At 72.6% G+C, this 24,179-nt stretch carries 19 protein-coding genes and 1 pseudogene; 7 read left to right on the top strand and 13 right to left on the bottom strand.

The window, feature by feature from the left end:
• Nucleotides 1–30: 30 nt before the first annotated feature.
• A complete protein-coding gene (locus OHA84_RS14170) occupies nucleotides 31–954 on the bottom strand; it encodes a LysR family transcriptional regulator (protein WP_053674764.1) in 924 nt (307 codons plus the stop codon).
• Between the two features lie 106 nt (nucleotides 955–1,060).
• Between OHA84_RS14170 and OHA84_RS14165 the strand changes: the two genes are divergently transcribed.
• Nucleotides 1,061–1,996 (top strand): EamA family transporter, encoded by a 936-nt coding sequence (locus OHA84_RS14165; RefSeq protein ID WP_266971437.1) that lies wholly within the window; start codon nucleotides 1,061–1,063, stop codon nucleotides 1,994–1,996.
• Here OHA84_RS14165 and OHA84_RS14160 read toward each other — a convergent pair.
• Both OHA84_RS14160 and OHA84_RS14155 read right to left on the bottom strand, forming a co-directional pair.
• A pseudogene (locus OHA84_RS14160) lies at nucleotides 1,947–2,444 on the bottom strand (GNAT family N-acetyltransferase); the annotation flags it as partial. The gene OHA84_RS14165 and the pseudogene OHA84_RS14160 sit on opposite strands and share 50 nt — an antisense overlap.
• 142 nt (nucleotides 2,445–2,586) lie before the next feature.
• Nucleotides 2,587–3,123, bottom strand: coding sequence for a DUF937 domain-containing protein (locus tag OHA84_RS14155; protein WP_053674769.1), 537 nt, complete (start codon nucleotides 3,121–3,123; stop codon nucleotides 2,587–2,589).
• A gap of 291 nt (nucleotides 3,124–3,414) precedes the next feature.
• On the opposite strand from OHA84_RS14155, the gene OHA84_RS14150 reads away from it, so the two are divergent.
• Together OHA84_RS14150 and OHA84_RS14145 are read left to right on the top strand one after the other, a co-directional pair.
• A complete protein-coding gene (locus tag OHA84_RS14150; RefSeq protein WP_266971439.1) occupies nucleotides 3,415–5,661 on the top strand; it encodes an ATP-dependent RecD-like DNA helicase in 2,247 nt (748 codons plus the stop codon).
• A 182-nt stretch (nucleotides 5,662–5,843) separates the two neighbouring features.
• Nucleotides 5,844–7,133: a citrate synthase gene (locus OHA84_RS14145; RefSeq protein WP_031149943.1), complete on the top strand. Its 1,290-nt coding sequence runs from the start codon at nucleotides 5,844–5,846 to the stop codon at nucleotides 7,131–7,133.
• Nucleotides 7,134–7,526: 393 nt separating this feature from the next.
• Here the strand turns inward: OHA84_RS14145 and OHA84_RS14140 are convergent, their stop codons facing one another.
• From OHA84_RS14140 to OHA84_RS14120, 5 genes are all read right to left on the bottom strand, one after another.
• Nucleotides 7,527–9,812, bottom strand: a complete 2,286-nt coding sequence (locus OHA84_RS14140) for a cation-translocating P-type ATPase (RefSeq protein WP_053674772.1) — start codon at nucleotides 9,810–9,812, stop codon at nucleotides 7,527–7,529.
• Between the two features lie 90 nt (nucleotides 9,813–9,902).
• Complete coding sequence (locus OHA84_RS14135; protein ID WP_053675008.1) at nucleotides 9,903–10,136, bottom strand: heavy-metal-associated domain-containing protein; 234 nt, start codon at nucleotides 10,134–10,136, stop codon at nucleotides 9,903–9,905.
• A gap of 130 nt (nucleotides 10,137–10,266) precedes the next feature.
• Nucleotides 10,267–10,467: an AlpA family transcriptional regulator gene (locus tag OHA84_RS14130; RefSeq protein WP_053674774.1), complete on the bottom strand. Its 201-nt coding sequence runs from the start codon at nucleotides 10,465–10,467 to the stop codon at nucleotides 10,267–10,269.
• A gap of 304 nt (nucleotides 10,468–10,771) precedes the next feature.
• Entirely contained in the window at nucleotides 10,772–11,785 is a 1,014-nt protein-coding gene (locus OHA84_RS14125) for a Gfo/Idh/MocA family protein (RefSeq protein WP_266971441.1), read from the bottom strand.
• Nucleotides 11,786–11,821: 36 nt separating this feature from the next.
• Nucleotides 11,822–12,736 (bottom strand): sugar phosphate isomerase/epimerase, encoded by a 915-nt coding sequence (locus tag OHA84_RS14120; RefSeq protein WP_053674780.1) that lies wholly within the window; start codon nucleotides 12,734–12,736, stop codon nucleotides 11,822–11,824.
• A 120-nt stretch (nucleotides 12,737–12,856) separates the two neighbouring features.
• Here OHA84_RS14120 and iolC point away from each other — a divergent pair, with 120 nt between their 5' ends.
• Genes iolC through mmsA form a run of 4 tightly spaced genes read left to right on the top strand, consistent with a single transcriptional unit; the run spans nucleotide 12,857 to nucleotide 18,048 of the window.
• The gene (gene iolC / locus OHA84_RS14115) at nucleotides 12,857–13,774 is read left to right on the top strand and encodes a 5-dehydro-2-deoxygluconokinase (protein ID WP_266950601.1); all 918 of its coding nucleotides are present in this window, start codon (nucleotides 12,857–12,859) and stop codon (nucleotides 13,772–13,774) included.
• A gap of 14 nt (nucleotides 13,775–13,788) precedes the next feature.
• Nucleotides 13,789–14,628, top strand: a complete 840-nt coding sequence (iolB, locus tag OHA84_RS14110; protein WP_266950600.1) for a 5-deoxy-glucuronate isomerase — start codon at nucleotides 13,789–13,791, stop codon at nucleotides 14,626–14,628.
• Between the two features lie 34 nt (nucleotides 14,629–14,662).
• The gene (iolD, locus tag OHA84_RS14105) at nucleotides 14,663–16,537 is read left to right on the top strand and encodes a 3D-(3,5/4)-trihydroxycyclohexane-1,2-dione acylhydrolase (decyclizing) (RefSeq protein ID WP_266971442.1); all 1,875 of its coding nucleotides are present in this window, start codon (nucleotides 14,663–14,665) and stop codon (nucleotides 16,535–16,537) included.
• An 11-nt stretch (nucleotides 16,538–16,548) separates the two neighbouring features.
• Nucleotides 16,549–18,048 (top strand): CoA-acylating methylmalonate-semialdehyde dehydrogenase, encoded by a 1,500-nt coding sequence (mmsA, locus tag OHA84_RS14100; RefSeq protein WP_053674786.1) that lies wholly within the window; start codon nucleotides 16,549–16,551, stop codon nucleotides 18,046–18,048.
• A gap of 99 nt (nucleotides 18,049–18,147) precedes the next feature.
• Here mmsA and OHA84_RS14095 read toward each other — a convergent pair whose 3' ends face one another.
• The 5 genes from OHA84_RS14095 to OHA84_RS14075 form a co-directional block, all read right to left on the bottom strand.
• A complete protein-coding gene (locus OHA84_RS14095; protein WP_266971444.1) occupies nucleotides 18,148–19,482 on the bottom strand; it encodes a hypothetical protein in 1,335 nt (444 codons plus the stop codon).
• A gap of 68 nt (nucleotides 19,483–19,550) precedes the next feature.
• On the bottom strand, nucleotides 19,551–20,675 hold the full coding sequence (locus OHA84_RS14090; RefSeq protein ID WP_266971445.1) for a WxL protein peptidoglycan domain-containing protein: 1,125 nt from the start codon (nucleotides 20,673–20,675) through the stop codon (nucleotides 19,551–19,553).
• A 179-nt stretch (nucleotides 20,676–20,854) separates the two neighbouring features.
• Nucleotides 20,855–22,147 carry a hypothetical protein gene (locus OHA84_RS14085; RefSeq protein WP_053674802.1) on the bottom strand — a complete coding sequence of 431 codons (1,293 nt, stop codon included), beginning with the start codon at nucleotides 22,145–22,147 and terminating at the stop codon, nucleotides 20,855–20,857.
• A 263-nt stretch (nucleotides 22,148–22,410) separates the two neighbouring features.
• Nucleotides 22,411–23,577 (bottom strand): S8 family peptidase, encoded by a 1,167-nt coding sequence (locus tag OHA84_RS14080; RefSeq protein ID WP_266947545.1) that lies wholly within the window; start codon nucleotides 23,575–23,577, stop codon nucleotides 22,411–22,413.
• 130 nt (nucleotides 23,578–23,707) lie between these two features.
• Nucleotides 23,708–24,172: a GNAT family N-acetyltransferase gene (locus OHA84_RS14075; RefSeq protein WP_266947544.1), complete on the bottom strand. Its 465-nt coding sequence runs from the start codon at nucleotides 24,170–24,172 to the stop codon at nucleotides 23,708–23,710.
• Nucleotides 24,173–24,179 lie beyond the last annotated feature (7 nt).

Here is a 24,179-nt window from a genome sequence, read left to right as displayed (position 1 = left end):
GCGGCGGGCGCGGCCGGGCCGCCTCGCGCGTCAGGTCCCGGACTCCGGCCCCGGGGCCGCCGCGACCCAGTGCTCCCGGAGCGTGCGCACCGTCTCGGTGATGGCCGGGCGTCGGGCGGCCCCGGTCCGCCACAGGGCGTACAGCCTGCGTACCGGCCCCGGTTCGAGCCGGACGGCCACCGCCCCCGGCGGCAGCGCGCCGGTGCCCAGGCGCGGTACGACGGCCACGCCCAGTCCGGCGGCGACCAGCGCCACGATGGTGTGGTTCTCCTCGGCGACGTGCGCGATGTCCGGCTCGAACCCGGCGGTGCGCAGTGTCCGGGTCAACCAGTCGTGGCAGACCCGCCCCGGCGGCTGACACACCCACCGCTGTCCGCCCAGGTCCGCCCGCCGGATCACGGCCCGCGCGGTGAACGGGTGCCCGGCCGGCACCACCAGCTCGCAGGGGTCGTCCCCGATGACGGCCTGCTCGACGCCCTCGGGGGCCGGCAGCGGGGCGATGTCCCAGTCGTGCGCCACCGCCAGGTCGGTGACCCCGCGGGCCACCAGGTCCACCGAGAGGTGGGGGTCCACCTCCGTGAGGCGGACGTCCAGGGCCGGATGCCGGGCGGCCAGGTCGGCCAGCACCGCCGGCAGCAGGCCGCGCGCCGCCGAGGCGAAGGCGGCCACCGTCAGCAGCCCGCTCGGCTGCCCGCGCCGCTCCTCCAACGTGGTCTCGGCGCGCTCCACGATCGCCAGCAACTCCCGCGCGGTGTCCGCGAGGTGCCGGGCCTCCTCGGTGAGGGCGACCCCGCGGCCGCGTCGTTCCAGCAGCGTGGTGCGGGTCTCCCGTTCCAGCTTGGCGATCTGCTGGGAGACGGCCGAGGGGGTGTAGCCGAGTGCGGCCGCCGCGCCCGCGACCGAACCGTGGACGGAGACGGCGTGCAGGGCGCGCAGCCGGGCCAGATCGAGCATGGGCCCAGGGTAGCCCCGAGACCCCGACCATTCGTAAGCGATGCTTCATCCATCCCGGAAGAGATCCGCGCTGGTGCTACATGGTCCGGGGGTCGATGCTCGGATCATGCGTCCCGTACACACCGCACTCGCCGTTCTCGTCGCCGCCGTCTGGGGCTTCAACTTCGTCGTCATCGAGATCGGACTCGGCCACTTCCCGCCCCTGTTGCTCTCCGCCCTGCGCTTCCTCGTCGCCGCGCTGCCCGCCGTGTTCCTCGTCGGCCGGCCCAAGGTCGCCTGGAAGTGGATCATCGGCGTCGGAGTGGCCCTCGGCATCGCCAAGTTCGGTCTCCTGTTCACCGGCATGGCCGCCGGGATGCCGGCCGGCCTCTCCTCCCTGGTCCTCCAGGTCCAGGCCGTCTTCACCGCCGTCCTCGCCACCGTCGTGCTGCGCGAGCGGCCCGGCCGGGTACGGCTGATCGGGATGCTCGTCGCGCTCGCCGGGATCGGCGTCGCCGCCGCCGACGGGGGCGCCTCCGGGCCGGTGCTCGGTTTCGTCCTGGTCGTCGCGGCCGCCGCCTGCTGGGGCGTGTCCAACGTGCTGACCCGCAAGGCCGCCCCGCCCGACGCGCTGAACTTCATGGTCTGGGTGTGCACCGTCCCGGTGCTGCCGCTGCTCGCGCTCTCGCTGCTGCTGGAGGGGCCCGAACGGGACCTGGCCGCGCTGCGCGCCCTGGACTGGTCCGGGGCGGCCGTCATCGGCTACGTCGCCTGGGTGTCGACGGTGTTCGGCTTCGGCGCCTGGGGCTACCTGCTGCGCCGCTACCCGGCCTCCTCGGTGGCGCCGTTCTCGCTGCTGGTGCCCGTGTTCGGAATGTCCTCGGCGGCGCTGGTCCTCGGCGAGTCCGTCTCCGGCCTGCGCTGGCCGGCCGCCGTGCTCCTCGTCGGCGGGGTCGGCCTGACCTCCCTGTCGCCCGCGCGGGCGAAGCCCCGTACGCCCGCCGCCGCGCCCCTCAGCGCGGTGGGTGCTCCCGGAGCGGCAGCCGCCAGTCCTGCCCCGTGAGCGCGACCCCGTACGAGCGGTGCGGCCGTTCGGCGACCAGGGTGAAACCGGCCCGCTGGTAGAGGGAACGGGCCGACTCCAGGACGTCGTTCGTCCACAGCACCAGCTCGTGGTAGCCGACCGAGCGGGCGAAGGAGACGACGGTGTCGACGAGGAGGGCGCCGACGCCGTGACCGCGCGCCTCGGGCTCGACCAGCAGCAGCCGCAGGCGCGCGGCGCCGGGCTGTCCGTCTTCGCGTACGCACATCACCGAGCCGACCGGCTCGCCGTCGAGTTCGGCGATCCAGACGCGCTCCACATAGGGGTCGTGGTCCTCGGCGAACCGCGCGACGACCCCGGCCACCAGGCCCTCGAACTCCTGGTTCCAGCCGTACTCGGCGGCGTACAGGGCGCCGTGCCGCGACACGATCCACCCCAACTCGCCGGGGACCGGCTCCCGTAGCCGAACCCGCGCGAGAGAGTGGTCACCAGGGGGCTCCATGGCGCCCGAGGATAGCGCGCGGAGCGGGCCGGGGGCACCGGGCCCGCCCCGCGAGGACGGCCCGGCACCGCCCGGCCCGCGCTGCTCCGTACGGGCGACCCGGCGCCGCCTACTTCTTGCCGCCGCCCAGGATCTGCCCCAGCACGTCGCCGAGGCCACCGCCCGGCGCCGGCCCGGAACCCGCTTCCGCGGAACCCGGCGCCGCGCCGGGGGCCGGGGCCGCTCCCGTGCCCTTGTCGGCCGCCCGCTTGGCGAAGACCGCCAACAGCACCGGGATCAGCAGCTCGATGACCCGGGCGACGGTGGGCGCGGGGATGCCGGTCTTCTTCGAGACCGCGTTGGCCACCGGCTTGCTCACCTTGGCGAGGACGCCGGCCATCAGCCCGCCGCCGAGCAGCCCGCCGCCGAGGGTGGCCACGCCCTGCAACGGGGGTTCGGCCACTTCCGCGACGGCCTGGCGGACCTCGTCGCCGTCGTGGTCGTCGGCCTCGACCTTCTGCTGGAGGTCACCGGTCATCGCGCCGACCGTGGTCGCGATCGTGTCGCGCGCGCCCGCCGCGTCGGTGCCGAGGAGGCCCGCGATCTCGGTGAGCCTGTCGTCGTCGAGCTCATTGAGCACGTCGTCCTGGAAAGAGGGTTCGCTCATGCCTGAAACGCTACGTCTGAGGTGATTGCGTGGCATCTCGGATCGCACTCGCGTACGGCTCGGGTAATGGAGAGGCAAAGACGTGGATCGCCGTGCAACCCCCGACGGGTGTGGTGGGTCGTATGGTGCGTCGGGACTTTCGGGAGGGGATCCGGGGGGATCGGGAAGTCCGACGAGGGAGGGGTAACCGTGAGGGGGTCCGGCCGGAAGGTCGGACCCCCTTCTGGTCGCCCGGCACCCGGTTGTCCACAGGCCCGCCGCGCCGTCGGTGGCGCCCGGTAGCTTTCGGGCATGACTACCACCAACGGAGCGGTGCAACCGGCAGTGGTCGAGGGGGTGCTGGAGCGCATCACCTACGCCAACGAGGAGAGCGGCTACACCGTCGCCCGCGTCGACACGGGACGCGGTTCCGGCGACCTCCTCACCGTCGTCGGATCGCTCCTCGGGGCGCAGCCCGGCGAATCCCTGCGCATGGAGGGCCGCTGGGGCTCCCACCCCCAGTACGGCAGGCAGTTCAGCGTCGAGAACTACTCCACCATCCTTCCCGCGACCATCCAGGGCATCCGGCGCTACCTCGGGTCCGGTCTGATCAAGGGCATCGGGCCGAAGATCGCCGACCGGATCGTGGAGCACTTCGGCCTCGACACCCTGGACGTCATCGAGGAAGCACCCAAACGGCTGATCGAGGTCCCCGGGCTCGGCCCCAAGCGGACGAAGCTGATCGGCGCCGCCTGGGAGGAGCAGAAGGCCATCAAGGAGGTCATGGTCTTCCTCCAGGGAGTCGGCGTCTCCACCTCCATCGCGGTGCGCATCTACAAGAAGTACGGCGACGCCTCCATCTCCGTGGTGCGCAACCAGCCCTACCGGCTCGCCGCCGACGTCTGGGGCATCGGCTTCCTGACCGCCGACCGCATCGCCCAGGCCGTCGGGATCCCGCACGACAGCCCCGAACGGGTCAAGGCCGGGCTCCAGTACGCCCTGTCCCAGTCCACCGACCAGGGCCACTGCTTCCTCCCCGAGGAACGGCTGATCGCCGACGGGGTCAAACTCCTCCAGGTGGACACCGGGCTGGTCATCGACTGCCTCGCCGAACTGGCCGCCGACCCCGAGGGGGTGGTCCGCGAGCCCGTGCCCGACCCCCAGGGCGGTCCGCCCCTCACCGCGGTCTACCTGGTCCCCTTCCACCGGGCCGAACTGTCGCTGGTCGGCCAGGTCCGCCGGCTCCTGCACGCCGAGGAGGACCGGATGCCGGGCTTCCGGGACGTGGACTGGGAGAAGGCCCTGGACTGGCTGGCGGGCCGCACCGGGGCCAAGCTCGCCCCCGAACAGCGCGAGGCGGTCCAACTCGCCCTCACACGCCGGGTCGCCGTCCTCACCGGCGGCCCCGGCTGCGGGAAGTCCTTCACCGTCCGGTCGATCGTGGAACTGGCCCGCGCGAAGAAGGCCAAGGTGCTGCTGGCCGCGCCCACCGGCCGCGCCGCGAAGCGCCTCTCGGAACTCACCGGGGCCGAGGCCTCCACCGTGCACCGGCTGCTGGAGCTGAAACCCGGCGGGGACGCGGCGTACGACCGGGAGCGCCCGCTGGACGCCGATCTCGTCGTGGTGGACGAGGCCTCGATGCTGGACCTGCTGCTCGCCAACAAACTGGTCAAGGCCGTCGCCCCCGGCGCGCACCTGCTGCTGGTCGGAGACGTGGACCAGCTCCCCTCGGTCGGCGCCGGGGAAGTGCTGCGCGACCTGCTCGCCGAGGGCGGCCCGGTGCCCGCCGTCCGGCTCACCCGGATCTTCCGGCAGGCGCAGCAGTCGGGCGTCGTCACCAACGCGCACCGGATCAACACGGGCGTACCGCCCCTCACCGACGGCCTGCCGGACTTCTTCCTCTTCCCCGAGGAGGACACCGAGGAGGCGGGCCGACTCACCGTGGACGTCGCCGCACGTCGAATTCCGGCCAGATTCGGTCTCGACCCGCGCCGGGACATCCAGGTCCTCGCGCCCATGCACCGGGGCCCGGCCGGCGCCGGGAACCTCAACGCCCTGCTGCAACAGGCCATCACGCCGGCCCGCCCCGACCTGCCCGAGAAGAGGTTCGGCGGCCGGGTCTTCCGGGTGGGCGACAAGGTCACCCAGATCCGGAACAACTACGAGAAGGGCGCCAACGGTGTCTTCAACGGCACGGTGGGCGTGGTCACCGCCCTCGACCTGGACGAACAGAAACTGACGGTGCGCACCGAGGAGGACGAGGAGGTCGGCTACGAGTTCTCCGAGCTGGACGAGCTGGCCCACGCGTACGCCGTCACCATCCACCGTTCCCAGGGGAGCGAGTATCCGGCCGTCGTGATCCCCGTCACCACCGGGGCTTGGATGATGCTCCAGCGCAATCTGCTCTACACGGCGGTGACCAGGGCGAAGAAACTGGTCGTCCTGGTCGGGTCACGGAAGGCCCTCGGCCAGGCGGTGCGTACGGTTTCCGCAGGCAGGAGGTACACGGCGGTGGCACCCAGACTGTCCGGCCGGATACCGGTGGGAAACATCACCTAAATGATCGATCATTTGGGGTTCCCGCCGCAGTCCGGAGCGGGCAGGATGAGCAGGTTGGCGGCACTCAGTGCCGCCAAAGCCACCAAAGGCCGACCCCGAGTGCACTCTCCTGCGCCAAATGGGGGAAGGTAGAGGCAGTCAGGGCACCTCGAAGAAGAGGCACTACGTCGGTGAGGGATGACGTGAGCGACAACTCTGTAGTACTCCGGTACGCGGACGGTGAATACACCTACCCGGTGGTCGAGAGCACCGTCGGTGACCAGGGCTTCGACATCTCGAAGCTGCGGGCCCAGACCGGGCTCGTCACCTTGGACAGTGGCTACGGCAACACCGCCGCCTACAAGTCCGCGATTACCTACCTCGACGGCGAGCAGGGAATCCTGCGTTATCGCGGCTACCCGATCGAGCAGCTGGCCGAGCGTTCGACCTTCATCGAGGTCGCGTACCTGCTGATCAACGGGGAGCTGCCGACCGTCGACCAGCTCGCGTCGTTCCGCAACGAGATCACCCAGCACACGCTGCTGCACGAGGACGTCAAGCGGTTCTACGACGGTTTCCCGCGCGACGCGCACCCGATGGCGATGCTGTCCTCCGTGGTCAGCGCACTGTCGACGTTCTACCAGGACAGCCACAACCCGTTCGACGAGAAGCAGCGCCACCTCTCGACGATCCGGCTGCTGGCCAAGCTCCCGACGATCGCCGCGTACGCGTACAAGAAGTCGGTCGGCCACCCCGTGGTCTACCCGCGCAACGACCTCGGCTACGTCGAGAACTTCCTGCGCATGACCTTCTCCGTGCCGGCCCAGGAGTACGACCTGGACCCGGTCGTGGTGTCGGCGCTCGACAAGCTGCTGATCCTGCACGCGGACCACGAGCAGAACTGTTCGACCTCCACCGTGCGTCTGGTCGGCTCCTCGCAGGCGAACATGTTCGCCTCGATCTCCGCCGGCATCTCGGCCCTGTGGGGTCCGCTGCACGGTGGCGCCAATCAGTCCGTTCTGGAGATGCTGGAAGGCATCAAGAACGACGGCGGCGACGTCGACGCCTTCATCCGCAAGGTGAAGAACAAGGAAGACGGCGTCCGCCTCATGGGCTTCGGGCACCGCGTCTACAAGAGCTTCGACCCCCGGGCGAAGATCATCAAGGCGGCGGCCCACGATGTCCTCTCGGCGCTCGGCAAGAGCGACGAGCTGCTCGACATCGCGCTCAAGCTGGAAGAGCACGCGCTGGCCGACGAGTACTTCGTCGAGCGCAACCTCTACCCGAACGTGGACTTCTACACCGGCCTGATCTACCGGGCCATGGGCTTCCCGACCGAGATGTTCACCGTGCTCTTCGCGATCGGCCGCCTTCCCGGCTGGATCGCCCAGTGGCACGAGATGATCAAGGAGCCCGGCTCCCGCATCGGCCGTCCGCGCCAGATCTACACCGGCGAGGTCCTGCGCGACTTCGTTCCGGTCGAGGCCCGCTGACCCGAGGTCAAGAGCCGCGCGAACGCGTACGAAAAGCGCCCCGCCGTCGATCCCCCCACGGGTCGACGGTCGGGGCGCTTTCCTTTCCCCGGAACGGATTCCCCCCACGGGACCCGAGCCGAGGTGTCGGCGAGGAGTGCCGCGTCGGGGCACTCCAATGGGGCTTTTGCCGGGACCCGTACGGGTCGGGAGGGCCGCTCAAAGCTCCCCGTTGAGCACGCGTCCCGGCCGGCTGATGCCTCGGGACGTCCCCCAAGACCCCCCGCGAACGTCCCCCAAGACGTTCCTGGCACCGCCCCATTAGACCCGTGCAACCGCCGGATGGTTACGTTCGAATCACTGTGATCTGCGTCTCCCGTGAAGGAGATGTGCGCACGGTGCGAAGGTGATCCCCTATCGGAACGACCGCAACCGGAGGCTGTTCGTCACCACGAACACCGAAGAGAAGGCCATCGCCGCACCGGCGATCATGGGGTTGAGCAGGCCGGCCGCCGCCAGCGGCAGCGCCGCCACGTTGTATCCGAAGGCCCAGAACAGGTTGCCCTTGATGGTGGCCAGGGTCCTGCGGGACAGTCGGATCGCGTCCGCCGCCACCCGCAGATCGCCCCGTACGAGCGTCAGGTCGCTCGCCTCGATGGCCGCGTCGGTGCCGGTGCCCATCGCCAGACCCAGGTCGGCCCGGGCGAGCGCGGCGGCGTCGTTGACCCCGTCGCCCACCATGGCGACCGTACGGCCCTGCTCCTGAAGGCGTCGGACCACGTCCACCTTGTCCTGCGGGAGCACCTCGGCGATCACCTCGTCGATGCCCACCTCGGCCGCCACCGCCTCGGCGACGGCCTTGTTGTCGCCGGTCAGCAGGATCGGCGTGAGGCCGAGCGCGCGCAGTCGGGCCACCGCCTCGGCGCTGGTGTCCTTCACGGCGTCGGCCACGGTCAACACCCCGCGGGCCGTCCCGTCCCAGGCGACCAGCACCGGCGTCGCGCCCGCCGCCTCGGCCGCGGCCCTGGCCCCGGCCAGCGACTCCGGCAGGGTGATGCCCCGCTCGGTCAGCAGCCGCTCCCGGCCCACCAGTACGGAGTGTCCGTCCACCACGCCCCGTACGCCGAGCCCCGCCAGGTTCTCGAAACCCTCCGGGACCGGCAGGGCGCCGACCCGCAGCGCCGCGCCGTCGGCCAGGGCGCGGGCGATCGGGTGCTCGGAGGCGTGCTCCAACGAACCGGCCAGGCGCAGCAGTTCCTCCTCGGTGGTGCCCTCGGCGGCGTGCACGCCGGACAGGGTCATCCGGCCGGTGGTGACCGTGCCGGTCTTGTCGAGGACGACGGTGTCCACCCGGCGGGTGGACTCCAGCACCTCGGGGCCCTTGATCAGGATGCCGAGCTGGGCTCCGCGCCCGGTGCCGACCATCAGGGCGGTCGGGGTGGCCAGGCCGAGCGCGCACGGGCAGGCGATGATCAGGACGGCCACGGCGGCGCCGAAGGCGGCGGTCGGGTCGTCGGTGACGAGCAGCCAGGTCACCCAGGTGCCGAGGGCGAGCAGCAGGACGATCGGCACGAAGATCCCGGAGACCCGGTCGGCCAGTCGTTGTACCTCGGCCTTGCCGTTCTGTGCGTCCTCGACCAGCCTCGCCATACGGGCGAGCTGGGTGTCGGAGCCGATCCGGCCGGCCTCGACGACCAGGCGCCCGGAGGTGTTGACGGTGGCGCCGGTGACGGCGTCGCCGACCCCGACGTCCACGGGCACGGACTCGCCGGTCAGCATCGACGCGTCCACGGCGGACGCGCCCTCGACGACGGTGCCGTCGGTGGCGATCTTCTCGCCGGGCCGGACGACGAACCGGTCGCCCACCACGAGCGCGCCCACCGGGATCCGCACCTCGGCGCCCCCGCGCAGCACGGCCACGTCCTTGGCGCCGAGTTCGAGCAGGGCCCGCAGGGCGGCGCCCGCCTTCCGCTTCGAGCGGGCCTCCAGGTAGCGGCCGAGCAGGATGAAGGAGACGACCCCGGCGGCGACCTCCAGATAGATCGCGGAGGAGCCGTCCGTGCGCGAGATGGTGACGTCGAAGCCGTGGCGCATGCCGGGCATGCCGGCGTGCCCGAAGAACAGGGCCCACAACGACCAGGCGAAGGCGGCCAGGGTGCCGACCGAGACCAGGGTGTCCATGGTGGCCGCACCGTGCCGGGCGTTGGTCCAGGCGGCCTTGTGGAAGGGGAAGCCGCCCCAGACGACCACGGGGGCGGCCAGGGTGAGCGAGAGCCACTGCCAGTTGTCGAACTGGAGGGCGGGGACCATGGCGAGCAGCACCACGGGCAGGGACAGGGCGACGGACACCAGGAGTCGTTGGCGCAGGGCCGACAGCTCGGGGTCGGGCGCGGTCCGCCCGGCGGATTCCGTCGCCGTCGGGGCGGCCGTCGGAACCGGCTCCGGGGGCGGGGGCTCCTGGGCGGTGTAACCGGTCCTGACCACCGTCGCGATCAGGTCGGCCACCCGTACGTCACCCGCGTACGAGACCTTCGCCTTCTCGGTGGCGTAGTTCACCGTGGCGGTGACCCCGTCCATCCGGTTCAGCTTCTTCTCGATGCGGGCCGCGCAGGAGGCGCAGGTCATGCCGCCGATGGTCAGTTCGGTCTCGGTGGTGTCGGCCGCTGTCGCGGGTCCGTCGTGCACTGTGCTGCCGCTCATGTCCGGCTCCGGGGGGAGGGCCGGGTCGTACGGGTCCGGTATGAGTCGGCCGGTACGACCCGGCGGGTGTTGCCGAGGGAGGTGTGGGGCTCAGGCCTGACCGGCGAGCTCGTAGCCGGCCTCGTCCACGGCGGCGCGCACGGCGTCCTCGTCGAGGGGGGCGGTCGAGATCACCGTGACCTCGCCGGTGGCGGCGACGGCCTTGACGGAGGTCACGCCCGGCAGGGTGGTGAGCTCGCCGGTCACCGCGCCCTCGCAGTGCCCGCAGGTCATGCCGGTCACCCGGTAGACGGTGGTGGTCTGGGTGTCCGTCTCGGCGCTCATGTCGTTCTCCTCATCGGGGGCGTGTGCGGTCGCCGGAAGCGGCGGCGTGTACTCCACCGTGCTCCCGTCACTTCGAGGCTATACCCCTAGGGGGTATTGACGCGAGTGTTCTCGACCTCCGTCGACCGTTTCAGTCCTCGCGTCGCCCCCGGTTGCCGGGCCGCCGGGCCACCCAGGCGCGGATGGTGTCGGCGTACCAATAGGGCTTGCCGCCCTCCACGTGGTCCGGGGCCGGGAGCAGTCCGTGCTTGCGGTAGGAGCGCACGGTGTCCGGCTGGACCCGGATGTGCGCGGCGATCTCCTTGTACGACCACAGCTGTCGGTCGCTCATCGACGACACCTCCTTGTCCACGCCGCGGGGCCGGCCGGGAGGCCGTCGGGGGAGCCGGCGCGTGGACAGTGACGATCACTCGGGTTGTGCCCGAAGAACGACGCCGAGTGAGCGCCGGGGAGGGGCTGTCGCGCCCCTGTGACGGAAAACCCGCGAAATCCGGATATGCGTGACACAAGGGCGACCCCCGTGACAGATACGACACGGGGGTCGAGTGGGATGAAATGACCGGTCAACGGCGCGGCGGCCGGCGCCACACCGGTCAGCTGCGCGACGTCGGCGGTGCGGGGTCGGCGGCGCGGGGTCAGCGGTACAGCGGGGGCCGCTCCACCAACTCCACCGGCGTCCGCACCCCGCCGCGCCCCGCGGCGAGCCCCGCCTCGGACACCGCGGCCGCCGCGTACCCGTCCCACGCGTCGGGCCCGGCCACGCCGCCCCGCGCGGCGGCGGCCACCCACCGCCGCAGCTGCCGGTCGTACGCGTCGGCGAACCGGGTGGTGAAGTCCTGGGTGATCTCCCCACCCCACCGGCCGGCCGACTCCACGACCATCGCGTGGCCGTCACCGATCCGGGCACTGCCGGACTCGCCGACCGCCTCGCACCGGACCTGATAGCCGAAGCCGCAGTTGACGAAGATCTCCACGTCCACCACGGTGCCACCGGACGTCTCGAACAGCACGAAGCGCGGGTCGCTCAGCCCGGGCGGAGCAGCCGCCGAAGGGGTGGGGGACAGGACGGTCACCGCCGTGACCTCCTGGCCCAGCAGCCAGCGGGCCGCGTCCACCTCGTGCACCACGGAATCACTGATCAGCATGTCGCTGGTGAAGAAGGACGGCGAGGAGGCGTTGCGGTGCCGGCAGTGCAGGAACAGCGGCCGCCCGATCCCGCCCGAGTCCAGCAGTTCCTTCAGCCGCTCGTACTCGGCGTCGTGGCGCCGCATGAAACCGACCTGGACCAGCCTGCGGCCCAACCGCTGCTCGGCCTCCATGATCCGCAGCGCGCCCGCCGGATCGGGGGTCAGCGGCTTCTCGCACAGCACCGGCAACCCCCGCCGCAGGGCGTGCAGGATCGCCTCCTCGTGCGCCGGACCGGGGGAGGCGATCAGCACGGCGTCCACACCGGGCGCGGCGATGGCGGCCTCCGCGTCGGTGTGCGCGCTCGCGCCGACCAGGCCGCCCGCGACCTCCTTGACGCGGTCGCCGTCCGGGTCCGCCACCGCCACCACGTGGGCCCCACCGACCGTCCGGCCGATGCGACGGACGTGGTCGGCGCCCATCCTCCCGGTGCCGATCACGGCGATGCCGAGCGAGTCGGTCATGTCGCATCCTCTCAAAAGGGTCAGCCTCTCAAAGGGTCAGCGCGCGCCACAGGAGCGCAGGTGGGAGCGGGTCCGGCGGGCGATCGGCAGCGGCCGGTCCGGCGAACACGGGTACATGTCCTGCTCGACGATCGCGAACAGGTCCACGTCGAGGGCCTGCGCCGCCGCCAGCACCGGCTCCAGCGCGGGCACCCCCGAGGGCGGCTCGCACATCACCCCGCGGGCGACGGCCGGCCCGAAGGGCAGCCCCTGCGCCACGACCTCGGCGAGGACCGCCGGATCCACCTGCTTCAGATGCAGGTAGCCGATCCGCTCCCCGAAGGTCTCGATGGCCCGGACGCTGTCCCCGCCGCAGTACGCGTAGTGCCCCGTGTCCAGGCAGAGGGAGACCAGCGCGGGATCCGTCGCGTCGAGGAACCGGGCGACGTTCTCCGGGGTGTCGATGTGCGTGTCGGCGTGCGGGTGGACGACGATCCGCAACCCGTAGCGGTCCCGGACCTCCCGCCCCAGCCGCTCCGTCTGGGCGGCCAGATCACGCCATTGACCGGGCGTCAGCGTGCGGTCCTCCAGCACCTCGCCGGTCTTGTCGTCGCGCCAGAACGAGGGGATGACGACGAGATGGGCCGCGCCCATGTCCCGGGTGAGCGCCGCGATCCGCGACACGTGCTCCCAGGTCTCCTCCCAGACGGCGGGGCCGTGATGGAGTCCGGTGAAGACGGTGCCCGCGGACACCCGCAGGCCGCGCCCGGCCGTCTCCTCCGCGAGACGGACGGGATCGGTGGGCAGGTAGCCGTACGGGCCGAGTTCGATCCACTCGTACCCGGCGTCCGCGACCTCGTCGAGGAAGCGGTCCCAGGGGGTCTGCCGGGGATCCTCGGGGAACCAGACACCCCAGGAGTCCGGAGCCGAACCGACACGGATACGGGTCAACGTGGGCGGGGAGGACGTCATGGCGGCCACCTTAGGGTGCGAGGCTCGACGGGACGGGAAAGAAGAGGTCCGGGGGAAAGAGGAGACGTGACGGACGTGCCGGTGAACGCCGCGGAGGGGTCCGCGTTCGACCTGATCACGATGGGCCGGATCGGGGTGGATCTCTACCCGCTGAGAACGGGGGTACCGCTCGCCGAGGTCGACGCCTTCGGCAAGTTCCTCGGCGGCTCCCCGAGCAACGTCGCCGTGGCGGCGGCCCGGTTGGGGCGGCGGGTGGCGGTGATCACCCGCACCGGTGCGGACCCCTTCGGGGCGTACCTGCGGGCCGAGCTGCGGGGGTTCGGCGTGGACGACCGCTGGGCGACCGAGGTCGCCGCGTACCCGACGCCCGTCACCTTCTGCGAGATCTTCCCGCCCGACCACTTCCCGCTGTACTTCTACCGGCTCCCCAAGGCCCCCGACCTGGAGATCGCACCCGACGAGGTGGACCTGGCGGCCGTACGCGCGGCCCGGGTGTTCTGGATGACGGGGACGGGCCTGAGCGCGGAGCCGAGCCGGAGCGCGACCCTGGCGGCGCTGGAGGCCCGCTCGAAGTCCGGGACGACCGTCTTCGACCTGGACTGGCGGCCGATGCTGTGGGAGGGGGAACCGGGGCCCTGGTACGAACGCGCCCTGGCGCTCGCGACGGTGGCCGTCGGGAACACCGCGGAGTGCGAGATCGCCACCGGCGAGAGCGAGCCGTACGCCGCCGCCCGGGCACTGCTGGCGGCCGGCGTGGAACTGGCCGTCGTCAAACGCGGCCCCGCCGGCGTCCTGGCCGTCCACCGGGACGGGACCGCCGTCGAACTGCCGCCGGTCGCCGTGGAGGTGGTGAACGGCCTCGGCGCGGGCGACGCGTTCGGCGGCGCGCTGTGCCACGGGCTGCTCGCCGGGTGGAAGCTGGAACAGGTGCTGCGGTACGCGAACGCGGCCGGGGCCATCGTGGCCTCGCGACTGGCCTGCTCCACGGCCATGCCGTACGCCGAAGAGGTCGAGGAGGTGCTGGGATCGTGGCGGTGACCGTGTCGCACGACATGACGCTGACCGCGCTGCGGGTGGTGGAACTCGCCCCGGGCGAGACGCACGCACACGCGTGCGGTGACCACGAGTGGATCGTCCTCCCGCTGGCGGGAGGGTGCGTGGTGCGGTGCGCCGAGCCCGCCGCCCTCGGCGCCGCGACGGACCGGACCCCTGAACGGGTCTTCGCGCTGCGCGGCCGCGCGAGCGTGTTCCGCGCGGTCACCGACTTCGCGTACCTGCCCCGGGACGGCCACGCCTCGATCGAATCCGCAGACGGGGGCCGCTTCGCCCTCGTCGGGGCGCGCTGCGAGAAGACGCTGCCCGCCCGGTACGGGCCCGCCCGCGAGGTCCCGGTCGAACTCCGGGGCGCCGGCACCTGCTCCCGCCAGGTCAACAACTTCGCCGCCGCCGACGTCTTCGAGTGCGACCGGCTCATCGCCGTCGAGGTCCTCACCCCCGGCGGGAACTGGTCCTCGTACCCGCCCCACAAGCACGACGAGCACCGCCCCGGCCGGGAGTCCCGGCTGGAGGAGATCTACTACTTCGAGATCGCCCCGCACGACGGCGTCCCCGGCCTCGGCTACCAGCGTGTCTCCCCCTCGCCGGCCGGGAAGACCGACATCCTCACCGAGGTGAGGACCGGAGACGCCGTGCTCATCCCCGACGGCTGGCACGGGCCGTCCATCGCGGCGCCCGGGCACGACATGTACTACCTGAACGTGATGGCCGGCCCCGACCGGACCAGGGAGTGGCTGATCAGCGACCACCCCGACCACGGCTGGATCCGGGACACCTGGGCCGGCCAGGACATCGACCCCCGGCTGCCGTTCCACCGTGCGGAGGACGCCGTATGACCGGGCCCGCCCGCCACCGAGGGGAGGACGCCCCATGACCGTCAGGCTGACCGTCGCCCAGGCCCTGCTGCGGTTCCTGTCCGCCCAGTACACCGAGCGGGACGGCCGCCGCCGGCGGCTGATCGCCGCGACCTGGGGGATCTTCGGACACGGGAACGTCGCCGGGATCGGGCAGGCACTGCTGGAGAGCGGACCGGAGCGGATGCCGTTCCTCCAGGGCCGCAACGAACAGGCCATGGTGCACGCCGCCGTCGGCTACGCCCGCCAGAGCGGACGTCTGTCCACCCACGCCGTGACCACCTCCATCGGGCCCGGCGCCACCAACCTCGTCACCGGGGCGGCCCTGGCCACCGTCAACCGGCTCCCGGTGCTCCTCCTGCCCGGCGACACCTTCGCCACCCGACCCGCCGACCCCGTGCTCCAGCAGCTGGAGGTCCCCTGGGCCGGCGACGTCTCCGTCAACGACACCCTGCGGCCCGTGTCCCGCCACTTCGACCGGATCAGCCGCCCGGAGGCCCTGATCCCCGCCGCCCTCCAGGCCGTACGGGTGCTCACCGACCCCGTGCAGACCGGCGCCGTGACCCTCGCCCTGCCCCAGGACGTACAGGCCGAGGCGTACGAATGGCCCGAGGAGTTCTTCGCCGACCGGGTGTGGCGGGTGCGCCGGCCCCGACCCGACCGGGACGAACTCGCCGAGGCCGCCGAGGCCGTACGCGCCGCCGCCCGCCCCCTGCTCGTGGCCGGCGGCGGGATCCGGCACAGTGCCGCCGGGGCGGCCCTCGCGGAGTTCGCCGAGGCCACCGGGATCCCCGTCGCCGTCACCCAGGCCGGCAAGGGCTCCCTCGCGCACGACCACCCCGCCGGCGTGGGCGCCATCGGGCACACCGGGACGGCCACCGCCGACTCCCTCGCCCGGGAAGCCGACCTGGTGATCGCCGCGGGAACCCGGCTGACCGACTTCACCACCGCCTCCGCGACCCTGTTCCGCGACCCCGGGGTCCGCTTCCTCGGGCTGAACCTCGACCCGTACGACGCCCACAAACTCGCCGCGAAGGCGCTGGTCTGCGACGCCCGGACCGGCCTGGAGGAACTCCGGGACGCGCTCGCCGGCCACCGCGTGGACCCCGCCTACGAGGCGGCCTACCAGGACGGCGCCCGGCAGTGGGAACGGCTCGTCGACCGGGCGTGGCAGACCCCCGACGAGGACGCCGTCCCGACCCAGGCCCAGGCACTGGGCCTGCTCGACTCCCTCGTCGACGCCTCCGACATCCTGATCAACGCCGCCGGCTCGCTCCCCGGCGACCTGCACCGACTGTGGCGACCCCGCTCCGCCGACCAGTACCACGTCGAGTACGGATACTCCTGCATGGGCTACGAGATCCCCGCCGCGATCGGCGTGGCCCTCGCGGCGCCCGGCCGCCCGGTGTGGGCGCTCGTCGGCGACGGCACGTACCTGATGAACCCGACCGAACTCGTCACGGCGGTCCAGGAGGGAATCCCGATCAAGGTGGTGATCCTCGACAACCACGGCTACGCCTCGATCGGCGGACTGTCGCACGCGGTGGGCGGCGAGGGCTTCGGGACCGCCTACCGCTTCCGCGGGCCGGACGGCGCGTACGACGGCGAGCCCCTGCCCGTGGACCTCGCGCTGAACGCGGCCTCCCTCGGCATGGTGGTGATCTCCGCCCGCACCATCGGTGACCTGCGAAAAGCTCTCGCGGAGGCACGGGGGAGCGACCGCCCCACATGTGTCTACGCGCAGACCCGAACACCCGACACTGTGTCGGGCCCACCCCCGGCACAGGCGTGGTGGGATGTTCCCGTGGCCGAGACCGCGACCCGATCGACGGCGGCCCTGGCCCGTGAAGAGTACGACCGGCAAGCCGCGCAGCGACGTCGCCATCTGTGAAGGAGCAAGGCATGAAGACCGTCAACCACTGGATCGGTGGCAAGACCGTCGAGGGCGCGTCGGGCAACTACGGCCCGGTCACCGACCCGGCCACCGGCGAGGTCACCACCCAGGTCGCGCTCGCGTCGAGCGCCGAGGTCGACGCGGCGGTCGCCGTCGCGAAGGAGGCCTTCCTGTCCTGGGGCCAGTCCTCCCTGGCCGCCCGGACCAAGGTGCTGTTCGCCTACCGCGCCCTCCTGGACGCCAACCGCGACGCCATCGCCGAACTGATCACCGCCGAGCACGGCAAGGTGCACTCGGACGCGCTCGGCGAGGTGGCCCGCGGCCTGGAGATCGTCGAGCTGGCCTGCGGGATCACCACACAGCTCAAGGGCGAGCTGTCCACGTCGGTGTCCAACCGGGTGGACGTCTCCTCGATCCGCCAGCCGATCGGCGTGGTCGCCGGCATCACCCCGTTCAACTTCCCGGCGATGGTGCCGATGTGGATGTTCCCGTTGGCCGTGGCCTGCGGCAACACCTTCATCCTCAAGCCCAGCGAGAAGGACCCCTCGGCGTCCAACAAGCTGGCCGAGCTGGCCACGGAAGCCGGCCTGCCGGCGGGCGTGCTGAACGTGGTCCACGGAGACAAGGTCGCCGTCGACGCGCTGCTCGCCCACCCCGACATCGCGGCCGTGTCCTTCGTCGGCTCCACCCCGATCGCCCGCCACATCCACACCACCGCCTCCGCCAACGGCAAGCGCGTCCAGGCCCTCGGCGGCGCCAAGAACCACATGCTGGTCCTCCCCGACGCCGACCTGGACGCCGCCGCCGACGCGGCCGTCTCCGCCGCCTACGGCTCCGCCGGCGAACGCTGCATGGCGATCTCCGCCGTCGTCGCCGTCGGCGCCATCGCCGACACGCTGGTGGAGAAGATCCGCGAGCGCGCCGAGAAGATCAAGATCGGCCCCGGCAACGACCCCACCTCCGAGATGGGCCCGCTGATCACCGCCGCCCACCGCGACAAGGTCGCCTCGTACGTCAAGGGCGCGGCCGCGCAGGGCGCCGACGTGGTCCTGGACGGCACCGGCTACACGGTCGAGGGCAACGAGAACGGCCACTGGATCGGCCTGTCACTGCTCGACGACGTCAAGACCGACTCCGACGCCTACCGCGACGAGATCTTCGGCCCGGTGCTGTGCGTCCTGCGCACGGAGACCTACGAGGAGGGCGTCGCCCTCATCAACGCCTCGCCGTTCGGCAACGGCACCGCGATCTTCACCCGCGACGGCGGCGCGGCCCGCCGCTTCCAGCTGGAGATCCAGGCGGGCATGGTCGGCGTGAACGTCCCGATCCCCGTGCCGGTGGGCTACCACTCGTTCGGCGGTTGGAAGGACTCCCTCTTCGGGGACCACCACATCTACGGCAACGACGGCATCCACTTCTACACCCGGGGCAAGGTCGTCACCACCCGCTGGCCGGACCCCTCCGACGCCCCGGCGGGCGTCGACCTGGGCTTCCCCCGCAACCACTGACCGCCCGGCACGAGACGACGACCCCGGCCCACCCCTCACGGGCCGGGGTCGTCGGCGTGCGCCGCCGGGGGCGGCGCGGGTGGCCGCGGCGCCCCCCGGTCAGGGTCTGAGCAGGGGCCAGACGGTGGTGGGGGCCGTGGGGCTCCAGACCACGTCGGCGTGGCCGAGGCCCGGGACGGTGGTGAAGGTGACCCGAGTGTTGCCGCACGCCCGGATCAGGTCGGCGCCCCGGGACTCGTCGCCTCGCCCCAGCTCCGCGTTGACCCACACCACATCGGCCCGGATGCGATCCCAGGCGATCCGGTAGGTGGCCTCGTCGCCCGCCCAGATCGCGGCGAGGTCCCGCATCAGGGCCGTCGGGATCAGCCCGCTGCCCAGGGCGGCCGTGGCCGCGTGCCAGGTGGCCAGCGGGGTGTGGGTGAGGGCGAACCGGTCCTCGGCGGGGGTCGCGCCGAAGACGTACTCGCCGGCGGCGTGGCCCCGCCGGTGGATCCAGTTCGCCTCGCCGGGCAGGTCGGCGGTGCGGATCAGCGCGAAGTGGGCCAGCCCGGCGTTGGTGAAGCGCAGGTCCGGATCCGGCGGCCAGGGGACGGGGGAGGGCGAGTGCGGGTCGGTGACCGCCCGCGCGACGAGGGCGGCCAGGCCGGGATCGCTCGCGTACGTGCCGCCCGCGACCAGGTCCGCGTACACGTCCCGGGTCCTCGCCGCCCGCGCCGCCGGGTCGCCGGTGTAGGGGCCGGTGGTGTCCAGGACGAGGACCCGGCGCAGCCGCGGCGACGGGTCGTGCGAGGCGGCGTCGAGGGCCAGGGCGGCCCCGGCGGAGTGACCGGCGTACTGGTAGGGCAGTCGCAGTACGGCGTCCAGCGCGGCGACGACACCGGCGAGGTCGCGGCGGTGCGCCGCGAGCCCCCGGTCGGCGGTGACGTCGGCGACGCCGCCGGCGGCGTCCTCGCGCGGGGTGACCCCCACGACCAACAGCCCCTGACGGCGCAGGTGGTGGGCGAGGCCGCCGCCCGCGTGGCCATCGGGGGTGAAGTAGTCGGCGGTGAAGTTCAGGCCGCCGCCCGGCAGGAGGTACGCGATGCCGTGCGGCACCCGCGTGGTGTCCGCGAGCACCTCGACCGTGACCGGGACCGGGCCGCCGTCGTGGAGCGGGAGGGTGAGACGGATCCAACCGTCGCCGGGGAGGTAGACGGCGGTGCCCGTGCCCAGGGCGCGTTCGACGCGGGTCAGCAGGCCGGCGCCCTTCACCGCGGCCCCGGCTTCGTGCGCCACGGCGGTGATGCGGGGGGCGGGCGTCACCCGCGCCGGGCCGGCCCGCACCGGGCCCACCTGCGCGCGGCCGGCCCGCACCGGGTCGACCCGCACCCGGTCGGCCCGCGCGTCGTCCGCGTACGGCCCGTCGGGCCGGGGCTCGCTGTGCTCTCGTCCCATCGCAGGTGCCTCCCCCTTGCCGGCGGCGGCCGAATGCCGTCGCCGTCAACTGGGGACACCCTCGCCGGTCAGGGCGTCCGCGCCAAGTGCGGTACGTCTTCCACTTGTTGTGGCCCCATGTTCCTCCTGCGGCGCAGTATCGCGAAGGCGATGCCGGCGACCGTCAACAGCAGCGCGATGCCCGCGGCGAGCCACGGTACGGCGAGGAAGTCCGTCTCGGACTCCGAGGCGAGATCCGGGTAGGCGCTCGCCCCCGCCGCCACCTTGACCGTCACCCAGTCCAACTGTGGTGAGTCCGCCCACGGTTCGGTGAGCTCGATCCGTTGTCCGGGCAGCAGCACGAGCCTCGGTTCGCGGCCCGGCCGGTCCAGCACGTCCCGCCCGAACAGACCCTCGGCGGAGATCCTCACCTTCGGCTCCACGACCACGTTGCCCCGGTTGACCAGCGCGTACGAGACGGTCGCACGCGCGTCCTTGAACCAGGGCAGCAGCGGCGCGCCCCGGCTGACCCGCACGTCCTCCACGCTCAGGCCGGGTGTCAGCGGTCCCGGTACCCGGAAGTACAGGCGGGCGCCGACCGAGCGCTTCACCCCGACCTGCACCTTGCCGTCCGCCCGGACGCCCTCCACCGCCGTGTTCAGCGCGACGATCCCACCGACGTGATCGCCCGGGGTCGCGTCCTCCGGGACCTTCACGGTGAACGGGATGTCCTCGCGGCCCTTCGGCGCGACGGTGACGGTACCGGCGGCCCCGGTCGACAGCGCCGTCCAGGTGCCCACGTCCTTCGGCTTCGACTCGACCGGCAACAGTGCGAACGCGCCGCCCACCGGGGTGTTCACGGCGTCGGTCGCGAAGACCTGGAAGGTCAGCTCCCTGTCGGAGGAGTTCACGATCGTCACGCTGTCGCGGACGGTGCTCCCGGCCGCGCCCTGGTGGAAGAAGTACGCCCGGTCCGTCATCGCGGCACCGGCGGCCGGCGTCGGGAACACCCCCCACGTGCCGTTGTCGGCGGCCGAGGCCGAGACGGCGGGGAGCAGGCCCGCGACCGGCAGGAGCAGGCCGAGGAGCAGACCGAGGCGAAGGCGGAGGCGAAGGTCGAGGCGAAGGCCGTGGAGAGGGTCGAGGAGAGGGTCGGGGCGTCGACCGGGCCGCGGCCCGTGGGGCGTACCGGACGGGGAGGTGCGGGTGCGCATGGGCGGGTCTCCAGACGGGACGGTCGCGGTGGGCGGCCGGGACGACCGGCGGGTGGGGAACCGGGAGGGGGCTGGGAAGCCGGGCAGGTGCCGGGGGAAACCGGGAAGGTGGTGCGGCGCCGGGGAGCGCCGCACCACCCTGGGCCGGACCCGATCAGGAGATCGAGAACCGGTCCCGATCAGGAGATCGAGAAGGTGACGACCGACTGGTAGGTGTCGGCGAACATGAACGACGGGAGCTGGATCATCCCGGCGCCACCGACCGCGAACTCACCGCCGGTCAACTCGTCCCCGCCGGCGGCCTGGGAGGCCACCTGCATCGGGGTGTCCGTGATCGCCCCGGGCGTACCCGCGGTGCACGTGCTCGGGCTGTCCGGGTTGGTGACGGTGCAGGACGGCTGGATGCCGATCTGCGCCTTCGGCATGGAGTGCCCGGTCGTGGCGTTCAGGAACGGCGTACGGGTCGCCGTGACGTCCCAGCCGAGCGAGCCGCCGCGGAAGTCCTGGACGGTCGCCGCGTTGAACACGCCGACCACCGACTGGGGCTTGCCGTTGATGGTGACCGAACCGAAGTCGACGGCCGGCTGACCGTCCTTCGGGCCGAGGGCCAGCGGCCCCGGCAGCACCTCGACGTCCACGGGGTTCTTCACGCCCGCCTGGTCCTCCAGGAACACGAAGGACTTGTACGGGGTGATCGCGCCGTCGATCCTGAGGGCGTCGGCCTTCTTGGTGACCGTGACGTCGCAGGTGGCGGCGCCCGACGCGTCCGCCGTACCCGTACCGGTGTCACCGGTCGCCACGCCCGCCAGCAGGGCGGAGCAGGTGACCGCGCCGGCCGGGAAGTTGGCGCCCGTGACGACGACGGCGGTGCCCGCCTTGCCGCTGTTGGGCGTCACCCTGGTGGTGATCGGGTCCTTCGGGAGGGCCTCGACCGCGACCGATCCGAGCGAGGCGCTCGGACGGGGCGCCGGGGTGCAGGTCGTGGTGAAGACCGACCCGCTGAGGTCGGCGTCGGTCACGGCCAGGTCGAGCTTGACGTCGACCGAGGTGCCCTCGGTGCCGTCCGGGATCCTGATGGTTCCGGAGAACGCCTTCGGGTCCAGGGGCTGTCCCGCCACGACGCTGACGGTCTCGGGCGGGCTGGTGACCACCTGGGTGGTCGTGCCCACCTTGAGGGTGATCTTGGAGGTGTTCACCGTCGTGACGGAGAAGCCCGGGATCAGCGGGCTCGCGCCCGGGTCGATGGTGATCGGGACGACATCGCCGGCCTTGGCGCCGTCCGGCAGGGTGACCGTGAAGTTCTGGTTGCCGGAACCGTCGGGCTGCGGCGCCGGAGCGTCGCAGTTCTCGAACACCGCTGTGGTCTTGGTCGCGGCCTGCGCCGTCCCCGCCAGACCCACGACGCCACCCGTCAGGGCCAGGGACAGTGCGCCCGCCCCGGCCAGAACTCTTCGTCGGAACGTTGTACTCACTGGGTCGCGACTCCTTCGTCAGACGAACCCCTCCCCCCACCCGCTGTGTGGGGGAGGCCGAGCCGGTGCGGAGGCCGACATTGACGCGTCGCGGTGATGAGAAGTCAATGGCTTGCTTTCTCCCGAAGCACACACAAATTGATGTCCCATCAGAACGGGTCTGACGGGACATCGGGTACCGACCGGTCGGTGGGCCGGCCGGGAGGTCGCGGGAGGTCCCGGGAGGTGTGGATGGGGCGGTCGGGTTGCCCGGCCGCCGGGTGTCAGTGGCCGCTCGGGGTGTGCAGCAGCAGGTTCGCGGTCCCCGCCGGGAGGCCGGTGATCCGGTCCCTCCCGGCGTCCCGCAGCAGGGCGGAGGTGACCTCCTCGGGGGTCTTGGCCGTGCCGCCGGCCAGGATCAACGCGGCGGCCCCCGCCACGTGCGGGGCCGCCATGGAGGTGCCGGTGGCGCGCGCGAGGGCGGTGGTGGAGCCCTTCCACGCGGACACGACGGACACGCCCGGCGCGAAGAGGTCCACGCACCGGCCGTGGCCGGAGAACGCGGCCCCGCGGTCGCCGGAGTCGGTGGCGCCCACCGTGATGGCCTGGGGGACCCGGGACGGAGATCCGTCGCAGGCGTCCTCGGCGGAGTTCCCGGCGGCCACCGTGAAGGTGATCCCGGAGGCCACCGCTCGGACGACCGCCGCGTCCAGGGCGTAACTGCGGGCGCCCCCCATGCTCATGTTGGCCACCGCGGGCGTCTTGCCGCGGACGGCGTCCCGCACCGTCCAGTCCAGGCCGCGCAGCATGTCCGACAGTCGGCCGTCGCCCCTGCAGTCGGCCACCTTCACGGCCACGAGGGACACCCCCTTCGCGACCCCGTACGTGGCCCCGCCGATGGTGCCCGCCACGTGCGAGCCGTGCCCGTTGCAGTCGGTCGCCGTCTCGGACCGCACCGCGTTGTGGCCGAAGCGGGCGCGCCCGCCGAACTCCTGGTGCGCCGTGTTGATCCCGGTGTCCAGGACGTACGCCGTGACGCCCGCAGCCTTCGTACCGTACGTGTACGAGGCGTCGAGCGGGAGATCGCGCTGGTCGATCCGGTCCAGGGTCCAGGGCGCCTGCGGCTGTGTGTCGTCGACGTGGAACACGGCGTCCGGTTCGACCGACGCCACCCGGGGATCGGCGGCCAGGGCGGCGGCGCGGGAGGCGGTCGTGCGCAGGGCGAACCCGTTCAGCGCGGTGTCGTAGACGGCCCGCACCTCGTCTCCGGACTGCGCCGCCTCGGCGGCGAGGGCGCGGGCGGCGGCGGGCGCGCGCGTGCTGTCCTTGAGGACCACGACGTAGGGAGCGAGGGGGGCTTCGGCGGCGGCGGTCTCGCCGGCGGGCGCGGTCGGCAGGGCGGCCGTCGCCAGCAGGGCGGCGGCCGGGAGCAGCGCGGTGAATGCGGTCATGCGGCCGATGCTCGGCGAGGCGCGGGCCGGGCGCGCGGAGGGTGCGCCGAGTGGGCGCACGACACGCCGCCGCACGGACGACGCGCAGCCCCGGGCGGGCCGGCCGTCGGGGCGCGCGGACGGGCGGGGATCAGAGCACGGAGCCCGGAATTGGGTCGGCGGTGGCGGTGGTGTCGGCGGGCTCCGGGGCGAGGGGCCAGCCGCGCATCGTGAACAGGCCCTCGTCGCGGGACCCGGCGGACGCGTAGGTGGCCAGCGCGGCCTCGTTGTCCGTGTCGACCCCCACCCACATGCCGTAACAGCCCCGGGCGCGGGCCTCGTCGGCCAAGGCCAGCGTGAGGCTCCGACCGATGCCGCGCCGCCGGTACCCCTCGTCGACCGACAGCTCGTACAGGCACATCTCGGTGCCCTTGTCGGGATGGCTCATCTCCACCCCCGAGACCATGCCGGCGGGCACGCCGTCCACGTACGCGACGAGCATCAGGTGTCCGGGCGCGGCCAGGAAACGAGCCGACCAGTCCTCGCGGGCCGGCCCGTCGAAGAGCCCCTCGGCGGCCCGCAGTTCCGCGGTGGTGAGGGCGCGGCGAATGTCCATGACGGCC

This window comes from Streptomyces sp. NBC_00513 (assembly GCF_041431415.1).
Classification (GTDB): Bacteria; Actinomycetota; Actinomycetes; order Streptomycetales; family Streptomycetaceae; genus Streptomyces.
This window is presented reverse-complemented; position numbering and strand designations above follow the sequence as displayed.